Below are 12,816 nucleotides of genomic sequence, written 5' to 3' on the forward strand. Positions count from 1 at the left end.
ATGACCACCGACCTCGACCGTCTGCCGCTCACCGCGGCCCAGCAGGGCCTGTGGACCGCCCAGCGGCTCGACCCCGCCAGCCCCGCCCACCTCACCGCCGAATACGTGGAGTTGACCGGCCCGCTCGACGCGAGACTGCTGTGCCGGGCCGTGACGGACGCCGTGGCGGAGACGGACGGACTCACAGTGCGCTTCCTCGTCGAGGCGGACGACGACGGGGAACGGGTCTGGCAGCGGCCGGGCGCCGTCCCCCCGCGGCAACCCGACGTCCTCGATCTCACCGGCGAGGACGATCCCCGGTCCGCCGCCCTGGCCTGGATGGAGCGGGAACGCTCCGTCCCCGTCGACCTCGAACACGGCAGGCTCCACCGGCACGCCCTCCTGCGCACCGGCGAGACGACCTGGCTGTGGTACCACCGCTGCCACCACATCCTCCTGGACGGCTACGGCTTCCATCTCCTCGCCGACCGCGTCGCCCGCCTCTACCACGCCCTGGACACGGGGACCGAACCCCCCGCGCGCACAAGCGCCTCGCTGCGCGAGGCGGTCGCCGAGGACCGGGCGTACACGGGCTCCGAGGAGGAGCGCGCCGACGGGCGATGGTGGCGCGGCCGACTCGCCGACCGGCCCCACCCGGTCACCTTCGGCGAGGCACCCCTCCCCGGCGCCGCGCACGGTTTCCGGCGCCGGCGACGTGCCCTGCCGGCCTCGGCGGCCGACGCGCTGGCCGGGTTCGCCCAGCGGGCCAAGGCCACCTGGCCGGAGGCCGTGCTGTCCGCGTGGGCGCTCTACCTGACCGGCCTCACCGGCACCCGCGAGGCGGTGATCGGCCTGCCCGTCAGCAACCGGACCAAGGGAGCCCTGCTCCGCGTCCCCACCACCGCGGTCAACGTCGTCCCGCTGCGCGTACCGGTCGACGACCGCGAGACGCCGGCGGAGCTGCTGCGCCGCGTGACCCTGGCGATGCGCGCCGTGCGCCGGCACCAGCGCTACCGGGGCGAACAACTCCGGCGCGACCTCGGCCTCTTCGGAGACGGCAGGCGTCTCGCCGGACCGCAGGTCAACATCAAGCCCTTCCCCGCCGTGCTCTCCTTCGGCCGGTGCACCGGCACCGTGCACTCCCTCGCGGCCGGCGCGGTCGAGGACCTCACCGTCAGCGTCAGCGGACAGCCCGGCACCAGCGGCCTCGACCTCACGTTCGACGCTCACCCGGCCCGCTACACCGACGCCGAACTCACCGCGCACGCCGACCGGTTCACCGACCTGCTCCGCCGGCTCCCGGACACCCCGGCGCACACCCCCGCCGGGCGGCTCGCCCTGGCGAGCGAACGGGAACGGCACCTCCTCACCGGGACTTGGGCACACGGGCCCGACGCACCCGACCGGGCACCCGTCCTGGACCGCGCCTTCGCCGCACAGGTCCTCCGCACCCCCGGAGCACCCGCCCTGCGCAGCGGCGACCGCGAGCTGACCTACGCGGAACTCGACCGGCGGGTGGAGACGCTGAGCCGCCTGCTGCGCTCCCGCGGCGCCGGCCGCGGCACCCTCGTCGCCGTCTGCCTGCCGCGCACCGAGGCACTCGTGATCGCCCTGCTCGCCGTCGTCCGCGCGGGCGCCGGCTACGTACCGCTCGATCCCGCCTACCCGGACGACCGGCTGCGGCAGATGCTGACCGACAGCGAGCCGGTGCTGCTGCTCACCGACGCCCCGGGCGCGCGGGACAGCGGCGTACCCGAGGTGGCGGTCGCCCCCGACGGCACGCCCGACGGCGCCCGGGACGACGACGGCGCTCCGGACGATCAAGGCCCTCCGGACGGCCACGGTGCCCGGGACGACCACGGTGCCCGGGACGACCACGGTGCCCGGGACGACGAGGTCACCCGGGACGACGGCGCCCCGGACGGCCACGGCCCCGTGGGCGGCCCGACGCCCCGGCACGCCCCCGGGGACACCGCCTACGTCATCTACACCTCCGGCTCCACCGGGCGGCCCAAGGGCGTCGTCGTCTCCCACGGCGCGCTCGCCAACTTCCTCGCGGCGGTGCGGGGGACGCTGGACCCCCGCCCCGGTGACCGGCTCCTCGCGGTGACGACGGTGTCCTTCGACATCGCCGCGCTGGAACTCTTCCTTCCACTGGTCACCGGGGGCACCGTGATCCTCGCCGCCCGGGAGGACGTACGGGACCCCTTCGCGCTCGCCGCCCTGGTACGGACCCACCGGCCGGACCTCGTCCAGGCCACGCCCTCCCTGTGGCGCGTCCTCGCGGAGGCCGACCCCGGTGCCCTGTCGGGAGTGCGCGTCCTGTGCGGCGGCGAGGCCCTGCCACCGGACCTCGCCCGCCGTCTCGCCGGACTCGGCGCGGACCTGACCAACCTGTACGGACCCACCGAGACCACCGTCTGGTCGACCGCCGCCGTCCTCGACGAGGGCGCCCTCCCACACGTGGGCCGCCCGCTGCGGCACACCCGCGCCTACGTCCTCGGCACCCGGCTCACCCCCCTCCCGGCGGGCGTCGCGGGCGAGTTGTACCTCGCCGGGGACTCCGTGGCCGACGGCTACCTGGGGCGGGCGGCGCTGACGGCGGAGCGGTTCACGGCCGATCCGTACGGTCCGGCGGGGGAGCGGATGTACCGCACGGGGGACGTGGCCCGGTGGCGGGAGGACGGCACGCTGGAGGTGCTGGGCCGCGCCGACCACCAGGTGAAGATCCGCGGTCACCGGGTCGAGCCCGGCGAGGTCGCCGCCGCCCTGGCCGGGCACCCCGGGGTACGGGAGGCCGCCGTGGTCGCCCGGACGACGGGCGCCGCCGCCGAACCGTCCCTCGTCGCCTTCCACGCCGGCACCGCGAAGGAGCCCGAACTCCGCGCCCACCTCGCCCGCCTGCTCCCCGCCCACCTGGTGCCGGCCCGCTTCCACGCCCTGCCCGCCCTGCCGCGCACCCCCAACGGCAAGACCGACCTCGGCGCACTGCCACAGGCCGGTGCCGCGACCGACGAACGGCGACGCGCGCCGGCGACGGCCACGGAGGAGTCGCTCTGCCGCCTGTTCGCCCGGGTGCTCGGCATCCCGGAGGCCGGGGCCGACGACGACTTCTTCGCCCTCGGCGGCCACTCGCTGAGCGCCGCCCGCCTCACCACCGCCCTGCGCGCCGAGGCCGGGGTCGAACTGGCGGTGCGCGCCCTCTTCGACCACCCGACACCGGCCCGGCTCGCCGGTGCCGTCGAAGCCGCCCGGGGCGCCCGCGAGCCCCTGGTGCCGCAGCCCCGGCCGCACCGGCTGCCGCTCTCGCCCGGACAGCGCCGCCTGTGGTTCCTGCACCAGGCCGAAGGGGCGGGCGCCGCCTACAACATCCCGCTCGCGGTCCGCCTCACCGAGGCGCCGGACCCGGGCGTCCTCACCGCCGCCGTGAAGGACCTGTTGCTGCGGCACGAGGTGCTGCGCACCGTCTTCCCGGTCACCGACGGGGAGCCCTGCCAGCGGATACTGGACCCCGCCGCACTGGAGCCGCCCGTACGCCTGCACCGCGTGACGCCGCGGGAGCACGACGGGGCCCTCGCCGAAGCCGCCGCGGAACCCTTCGACCTCGCCCACGAACCCCCGCTGCGCGTCCACCTGTTCGAAACCGAAACCGAAACCGAAACCGACGCCGACACCGACACCGACACCGAAACCGACGCCGCCCGCACCCTGCTTCTGGTGCTGCACCACATCGCCGCCGACGAATGGTCGCTGACACCGCTCCTGCGCGACCTCGGCGCGGCACTGGCCGCACGCGGCACGGGCCGCGCCCCGGACTTCACGCCCCCGCCCGCGCAGTACGCCGACTACACCCTCTGGCAGCGGCGCACCGCCCGCCGCGACGAGGCCGAGCACCTGGCGTACTGGCGGGAACGACTGCGCGACGCGCCGGAACAGACCGAGCTGCCCTGGGCCCGGCCCCGGCCGCCCGAGGCCGGCGGTGCCGCCGCCACCCACGCCTTCACCCTCGACACCCGCCGCTACGGCCGTGTGGCCGACCTGGCCCGCCGCACCCGCACCAGCACCTTCATGGTGCTGCACGCCGCCCTCGCGGTGACCCTGTCCCGGCTCGGCGCGGGCGACGACATCGTCCTCGGCGCCCCGGTCGCGGGCCGCGACGACGAGGCACTGCGGGACGCGCCCGGCTTCTTCATCAACACCCTCGCCCTGCGCACCGACCTGAGCGGCAACCCGAGCGCCGAGCAACTCATGGAACGCGTCCGGGACACGGACCTGGAGGCGTTCTCCCACCAGGAGCTGCCCTTCGAGCGGGTCGTCGAGGCGGTCAACCCGGCCCGGATCGCCGGTGTGTCCCCGCTCTTCCAGGTGCTCTTCGCCCTCCGTGAGGAGTTCGGCGACGCCGCGGCGCTGCCCGGCCAGAGCGGCAGGCCCCGGCTGGTGCGGACCGGGGACGCCAAGTTCGACCTCCAGGTCACCTTCAGCGAGGACCGGGAGTCCGGCACGGCGGCAGGGCTCCTGGAGTACCGCACCGCCCTGTGGCAGGCGCCGGACGCGGAGCGCTTCGCCGACGCCCTCGTGCACGTGATCGACCGGCTGACCGCCCATCCCACGCGCCCGCTGTCCGCGCTCCGGATGCCGCCCGGCGACGAACACGAGGAGGCACGCGAGGCCACCACCCGTACCCTCCCCGCCACCGGCCCCGCCCTGCTCTTCGCCGAGCAGGCGGCCCGCACCCCCGACAAGCTCGCCCTCGTCAGCGGCACGGAGGAACTGACCTACCGCCGGCTGGAGTCCCGCGCCGCCCGGCTGGCGACCGTGCTCGCCGAACACGGAGCCGGCCCCGGCACCCTCGTCGGCGTCAGTCTCCCGCGCGGCACCACGCTCCTCGTCACCCTCCTCGCCCTGGCCCGCACCGGCGCCGCCTACCTGCCCGTCGACCCCGGCTTCCCCGGCGAACGCGTCCGCCTCCTGCTCGCCGACGCAGGCCCCGCCCTGCTGATCACCACCCGGGCACCCGAGGGCGCCCTGCCACCGGAACGACTGCTCGACCCGGACGACCCCGCCTTCCGCGCCCGGGTGGAGGCCGCCGGCGAACTGCCCCCGCCCGCGCCCCGGCACGGCGCCCACCCGGCCTACGTCATCCACACCTCCGGCTCCACCGGCACCCCCAAGGGCGTGGTGGTCACCGAGGCAGCCCTGACCAACTTCCTGCTGTGCACGGCGGACACGCTCGCCTTCACCGGCGACGAACGGCTCCTCGCCGTCACCACCGTCGGCTTCGACATCGCCGTACTGGAACTCTTCCTGCCGCTGGTCACCGGCGGCACCGTGATCCTCGCCGGACGCGAGGAGGTCCGCGATCCCGCGCTGCTCGCCGCCCTCCTCGGCCGCAGCGCGGCCACCGTCATGCAGGCCACCCCCTCCCTCTGGCGTGCCCTGGTGGAGGAGGCCCCCGAAGCCCTGCGCGGAGTGCGCATCCTGTGCGGGGGCGAGGCGCTCGCCCCCGACCTGGCCACCGCCCTCGCCGGGCTCGGCGCCGACCTGACCAACCTGTACGGGCCCACCGAGACCACCATCTGGTCCACGTCGGCGCCCCTGGACCGGCGGGACGCCACCGCCCCGCACGCCGGCCGGCCCCTGTGGAACACCCGCGCCCACGTCCTCGACCGCTTCCTCGCCCCCGTTCCCGCGGGCGTTCCCGGTGAGCTGTACCTCGCCGGGACCGGGCTCGCCCAGGGGTACCTGGGGCGTGCGGCGCTGACGGCGGAGCGGTTCACGGCCGATCCGTACGGTCCGGCGGGGGAGCGGATGTACCGCACGGGTGACCTCGCCCGGTGGCGGCGGGACGGCACGCTGGAGGTGCTGGGCCGCGCCGACCACCAGGTGAAGATCCGCGGTCACCGGATCGAGCCCGGCGAGGTCGCCGCCGCCCTGCGCGCCGACCCGCGGGTACGTGACGCCGCCGTGACCGCCCACACCGCGCCGGGCGATCCCGCGCCCCGGCTCGTCGCCTATCTCGTGGGCCCGCGTGACCAGGAGGAGGCCCGGCAGGTCCGCGAGGACGTCACGGACCGGCTCCCCGCCCACCTGGTGCCCTCCCTGTGCCTGACGCTCGACGCGCTCCCGCGGACCCCCAACGGCAAACTGGACCGGGCGGCCCTGCCCGCCCCCGTGCCCGCCGCCCGCACCTCCCGGGCGCCGCACGGCCCGCGCGAGGAAGCCCTCGCCGCCCTCTTCGCCGAGGTGCTGGGCGGTGTCGAACCCGGCGCCGACGACGACTTCTTCGCCCTCGGCGGCCACTCCCTGCTCGCCGCCCGGCTCGTGTCCGGGGCCCGGCCGCTGCTCGGCGACGACCTCACCGTCCGGCACGTCTTCGACACCCCGACCGTCGCCGGACTCGCCGCCCGCAACGGCACCGCACCCCGGAGCCTCCCGCCCCTGACCCGGCGCGAACGCCCCGCCCGGCCCCCGCTCTCCCCGGCCCAGGACCGGCTGCGCTTCCTCGACTCCCTCGGCGGCACCGGCACCTCCTACCACCTGCCGTTCGTGCTCACCCTCACCGGGGACGTGGACCTGGCCGCCCTGCGCGCCGCCCTCACCGACCTGACCGGACGCCACGAGGTGCTGCGCACCGTCTTCCCCGACGACGGCGACGGACCCTACCAGCGGGTCCTGGACACGGCGCCGCCCGTCGAGCAGGCGCGGGTGCGCGACGAAGCCGAACTGGAGCAGCGCCTCACGGAGTTGAGCGCGCGCCCCTTCGACCTGGCCGCCGACCCGCCCCTGCGGGTCACGGTCCTCACCGGCGCCGGCCGGGTGACCGTACTGCTCCTGCTGCACCACATCGCGGGCGACGAGTGGTCCGTCGCCCCGCTGCTCACCGACCTGTCCACCGCCTACGCCGCGCGCCACGCCGGGCGGGCGCCCGACTGGGACCCGCTCCCCGTCGACCACACCGACTACGCGCTGTGGCAGCGGGAGTTGCTGGACGACGGCCACCTCGAACCCGAACTCGCCTACTGGCGTGAAGCGTTGAGCGGCGTCCCGGCGACCCTGGAACTGCCCGCCGACCGGCCCCGGCCCGCCCGCCCCACCGGCCGCGGCGGATTCGTCCCCTTCACCGTCCCGGACGCCACGGCCGCCGCCCTGCGCGAAGTGGCCCGGGACACCGGCACCACGCCGTTCATGGTGGTGCAGGCGGCGCTCGCCGCGCTGCTGAGCGCGCTCGGCGCGGGCGAGGACATCCCCCTCGGCGTGCCCACCGCCGGCCGGGAGGAGCGGCACACCGAAGACCTGGTCGGCTTCTTCGTCAACACCCTCGTCCTGCGCACCGACCTGACCGGCGCCCCCACCTTCCGGGACCTGCTCGACCGGGTCCGGGCCACCACGCTCGACGCCTTCGACCACGCCAGGGTGCCCTTCGAACGGGTCGTCGAGGCGGTCCGGCCCGAACGGGCCGCGCACAACCCGCTGTTCCAGGTCATGCTCACCTACCGCAAGCGTGGCGCGGTGCCCTTCTCGGCGCCGGGCGTGGCGGCCGGCTTCGCGCTGCGGGAGACCGAGACCGCCAAGTTCGACCTCGTGGTGGGCCTCACCGAGCACCTCGGCTCGCACCGCCTGGACGGCGCCGTCAACTACAGCGCCGACCTCTTCGACCGCGCCACCGCCGAGCGCCTCGCCGCCCGCCTGGTCCGGCTGCTGGGCGCGGCGGTCGCCGCCCCCGACACGCCCGTGCACCGGCTCCCGGTCCTCGACGACGAGGAACGCCGGACCGTGCTCACCGGCTGGAACCCGGCCGGCGGTCCGGAACCCGGCCCCGACCTGCTCGACCGCCTCGGCGCGGCCGTCACCGCGTACGCCGGGCGCACCGCCGTCACCTGCGGCGGGCACAGCGTCGACCACGGCACCCTGGACCGGCGCACCAACGCCCTGGCCCGCACGCTCATCGCCCGCGGCATCGGCCCCGAGGACCGGGTCGCCCTGCTGCTGCCGCGCTCCACGGCCCTGGTGGAGGCCGTGCTCGCGGTGACCAAGGCCGGTGCCGCCCACGTGCCGGTGGACCCCCGGTACCCGGCCGCCCGTATCGCGCACACCGTCCGGGACGCCGCACCCGCGCTCGTCGTCACCGCGGGCGGCACCGAGGCACCCGCCGGCGTCCCGGTGCTCGACCTCGACGACCCCCTGGTCCGCGACGCGCTCGCCGGTGCCCCGGACGGTCCCGTCACCGACGCCGAACGCACCGCACCCGTGCACCCGGACCACGCCGCCTACCTCATCTACACCTCCGGCTCCACGGGCACCCCCAAGGGCGTCGTGGTCACCCGACGCAACCTCACCCGCCTCTTCGACGCCACCCGCGCCCTCTTCGGCTTCGGCCCCGACGACGTGTGGACCCTCTTCCACTCCTACGCCTTCGACTTCTCCGTCTGGGAGATGTGGGGCGCGCTCCTGCACGGCGGCCGGCTCGTCGTCGTCCCGCACGAGACGACCCGGTCGGGACCGGACTTCCTGCGCCTGCTGCACGAGGAGCGCGTCACCGTCCTCAACCAGACCCCCGCCGCCTTCGGCCAGCTCACCGAGTCCCTGCCCGGCCGGGGCGTGCCCCCCTCGCTGCGCTGGATCGTCTTCGGCGGCGAGGCCCTGGAACCGGGCCGCACCCTGCCCTGGCTCACCGGCCCCCGCCCGCCGCGGCTGGTGAACATGTACGGCATCACCGAGACCACCGTCCACGTCACCGCGTACGAACTCACCCGCGCCCGCGCCGAGGACGCCGCGCGCCGGGGGGTGAGCCCCGTCGGCCGCGCCATCGACGACCTGCGCCTGTACGTCCTGGACGGCGGACTGCGCCCGGTCCCGCCCGGCGTGACGGGCGAACTCCACGTCGCCGGCGGCGGACTCGCCCGCGGCTACCACGGCCTGCCCGCGCTGACCGCCACCCGCTTCGTCGCCGACCCCTTCGGCCCGCCCGGCAGCCGCATGTACCGCAGCGGCGACCTCGCCCGCTGGTCCGCGACCGGTCGGCTCCAGTACCTGGGGCGGGCGGACGACCAGGTCTCCCTGCGCGGCTTCCGGGTGGAGACCGGCGAGATCGAGGCGGTGCTCGGGCGTCACCCGGGCGCGGGCACGGCGGCGGTCGTCCTGCGCACCGACCTGCCCGCGGGTCCCGGACTCGTCGCCTACACCACCGGCACCGCCTCGGCCGAGGCACTGCGCGGGGCCTGCGCCGCCGACCTGCCCGAACACATGGTGCCCACCGCCTTCGTCACCGTCGACGCGCTGCCGCTCACCGCCAACGGCAAGCTCGACCGGGCCGCCCTGCCCGCCCCGAGGACACCCCGGCCGGCCGGGGGAGGGGCCCCTCGCACCGAACGGGAGAAGATCCTCGGCGAGCTGTACGGCAGCGTCCTCGGCGTCCCGGCCGTCGGCGTCGACGACGACTTCTTCGCCCTGGGCGGACACTCGCTGCTCGTCACCCGCCTCGCCAACCGCATCCGGGCCGCACTCGGCGTCGAGGTCTCCGTCCGGACGCTGTTCGAGGCCCGGACCGTGGCCGCGCTCGCCGCACACCTGACCGCCGCCGCGGGCGACACCACCCGGGCGCCCATCGCCCCGCTCACGGCCGCCGAACGGCCGGCCACGCCGCCGCTCTCGCCCGCCCAGGCCCGCCTGTGGTTCCTGCACCGGCTCGGCGGCTCCGCCCCCACCTACACCGTGCCGCTGCTGCTGCGGCCCGCGGCGCCCCTGGACACCGAGGCCCTGACCGGCGCCGTCCAGGACCTCGTGGAGCGGCACGAGATCCTGCGCACCGTCTATCCCGCGCCCGACGGACACCCCGTGCAGCGGGTGCTGCCCGCCGCCGGGACACCCGTCGGCCCCCCGGTCCGCACCGCCGACCCGGTCGCCACGGCCCGCGCCCTCGCCGGCCAGGAGTTCGACCTGGAGTCCGAGCCGCCCCTGCGGGTCCACCCGCTCCACGGCCCCGGGCAGGAGCGCGCCCTGCTGCTCGTCCTGCACCACATCGCCTTCGACGAATGGTCCCTCACCCCGCTCGTCGACGACCTGGCCCGCCTCTACACGGCCCGGCTGCGCGGCACCGGCACCCCGCCGCCCCCGCGCCACCAGTACGCCGACTACAGCCTCCGGCAGTCACGGACACCGGCCGCCCGCGAGCGGCACCTGCTCGACCACTGGCGCGAGCGCCTGGCCGGCGCCCCCGCCGAGATCCCGCTGCCGCTCGACCGGCCCCGCCCCGCCGGGGTCGACCAGCGGGGCGACGCGGTGGAGTTCACCGTGCCCGGTGACATCCGCCGGGCCGCCGAAGCGCTGGCCACCGACACCGGCTCCACGCTGTTCATGGTGGTGCACGCCGCCCTCGCCGCCCTGCTCACCGCGCACGGCGCGGGCACCGACCTGCCGATCGGCACCGTGCTGAGCGGACGCACCGACCGGGCCCTGGAAGAGGTGCCGGGACTGATGGCCAACACGGTCGTGCTGCGCACCGACACCTCCGGCGACCCCACCTTCCGGGAACTCCTGGACCGGGTCCGCGCCACCGACCTGGACGCCTTCGACCACGGTGAGCTGCCCTTCGAGCGCCTGGTCGACGCCCTGGAACCGGAGCGCTCCCTCTCCCGCCACCCGCTCTTCCAGGTGGCCCTGGTGCACCAGCGGGCCCCCGGACGCGGCGCCGACTTCGACGGCGTGCCGGTGGACGTGGAACCGGTCGAGACCAAGGGGGCCAAGTTCGACCTGACACTGGCGGTGGTCGAACGACCGGGCGAGCCGCACCTGCTCGCCGCGTTCACCTACCGCACCGCCCTCTTCGACGCCGCGACCGTGGCAGCGCTGGGGCGCCGGTTCACCGCCCTGCTCGGCTGGTGCGCCGCCCACCCCGACCTGCCCCTTGCCGAGGCGCCCGTCCTGGCGGACGCCCGGGAACGGCGCGCGGTGCTCGCCGCCGCCACCGGCGAGGCCCGCGCCCTGCCGGAGACCACACTGCCGGACCTGGTCCGCCGCCAGGCCCGCCGCACACCCGGGCGGCAAGCCCTGACGGACGGCGAACGCACTTGGTCCTACGCGGAGTTCGACGACGAGGCGGACCGTCTCGCCCGCCGTCTCGCCGGTCTCGGGGCGGGCCGCGGCCGGGTGGTCGCCGTCGCCCTGCCCCGCTCGCCCGAACTGGTCCTCGCCGTCCACGCCGTACAGCGCGCCGGGGCCGCGTACGTGCCCATCGACCCCGACCTGCCGCCCGCCCGCATCGGGGACCTGCTCGCCGACTCCGCCGCGCACTGCGTCGTGACCACCGGCGCCCTCGCCGGCCGGGTCGCCCCGGCCGGTCTTCCCGTACTCGACCCCACCACGACCGGCACGCCGGCCGGTGACGTGCCCCGACCGCCCGGCCCCCGGCCCGCGGACCCCGCGTACCTGCTCTTCACCTCGGGCTCCACCGGGCGGCCCAAGGGCGTCGTCGTGCAGCACACCGCGATCGTGAACCGGCTGCTGTGGGCGCAGGACACCCACGCCCTCGGCGCGGACGACCGGGTCCTGTTCAAGACGCCCGCGAGCTTCGACGTCTCGGTGTGGGAGCTGTTCTGGCCGCTGCTGGCCGGGGCCACCCTCGTCACCGCGGCCCCCGACGACCACCGCGACCCGGCGGCCCTCGCCCGGACCATCCGCGAACACTCCGTCACCACCGTGCACTTCGTGCCGTCCATGCTCGCCGCCTTCACCGCCGTCGCCGACCCCGCCGACTGCCGGGGACTGCGCCGCGTCATCGCCAGCGGCGAGACACTGCCGCCCGCCGCCGTCACCGCCGTCGCCCGCCTCGCCCCGCACGCCGAACTGCACAACCTCTACGGCCCCACCGAGGCTGCCGTCGACGTCACCGCCCGGCACACCACCGCGGCGGACGCCACGCGGACCGCCGTGCCCATCGGCCGGCCGGTGTGGAACACCCGGGCCCTGGTCCTCGACGCCCGCCTGCGCCCCGTGCCGCCCGGCGTACCCGGCGAGTTGTACCTGGCCGGCGCCCAACTCGCCCTCGGCTACCACCGACGCGCCGCGCTCACCGCCGAACGCTTCACCGCCGACCCGTACGGACCGCCCGGGACCCGCCTCTACCGCACCGGCGACCTCGCCCGATGGAGGCACGACGGGCAACTGGACCACCTCGGGCGTGCCGACGACCAGGTCAAGCTGCGCGGCCGGCGCATCGAACCGGGCGAGGTCCAGGCCGCCCTGGACGCCCACCCGGCCGTCGCGCACAGCGCCGTCACCGTGTGGACCGACCCGGCGACCGGCGCCGGACACCTCGTCGCCCACGTCGTCCCCGCCCACCCGGGCACACCGCTGCCCGACCTCACGCCGTACCTCGCCGAGCGCCTCCCCGCCCACCTGGTGCCCAGCGCCGTCGACCCGCTGGAGGCGCTGCCGGTCACCGCCAACGGCAAGCTCGACCGGTCCGCGCTGCCCGCACCCCGGCTCGGCGCGGACCCGGCGGGAGCCGAGCCCGCCACGCCCGGGGAGAAGCGGCTCGCCGGGCTCTTCGCCGACCTGCTGCACACCGAACGGGTCGGCGTAGACGACAGCTTCTTCGCCCTGGGCGGCGACAGCATCCTGTCCATCCGGCTCGTCGCCGCCGCCCGCACCTCCGGCATCCTCATCACCCCGCAGGACGTCTTCCGGCACCGCACCGTACGCGGCCTGCTCGCCGCCGCCCGCCCCGGCGAACCCGCCGACCCCCCGGACGCGCCCGCCGGGCTCGACCCTCAGGGGCCGTGGCCCCTCACCCCGCTCCAGGAGGGCCTGCTCTTCCTCTCCCGGTACGACGCCCGGGGC

Annotated in this window: 1 protein-coding gene (running past one end of the window); it reads left to right on the plus strand. The window is 76.4% G+C overall.

Translation table 11 applies throughout. The features are described 5' to 3' along the window. Positions 1 to 12,816: the 5' portion of a non-ribosomal peptide synthetase gene (locus J5Y05_RS06285; protein WP_210868904.1), read on the plus strand. Its footprint extends 4,545 nt past the window's final position; the window shows 12,816 of its 17,361 coding nt (coding positions 1-12,816); it begins with the start codon at positions 1 to 3; its stop codon lies beyond the right edge, outside the window.

Origin of the sequence: Streptomyces tagetis, from assembly GCF_018069565.1 — a bacterium.
In the GTDB taxonomy this organism is placed as follows: Bacteria; Actinomycetota; Actinomycetes; order Streptomycetales; family Streptomycetaceae; genus Streptomyces; species Streptomyces tagetis.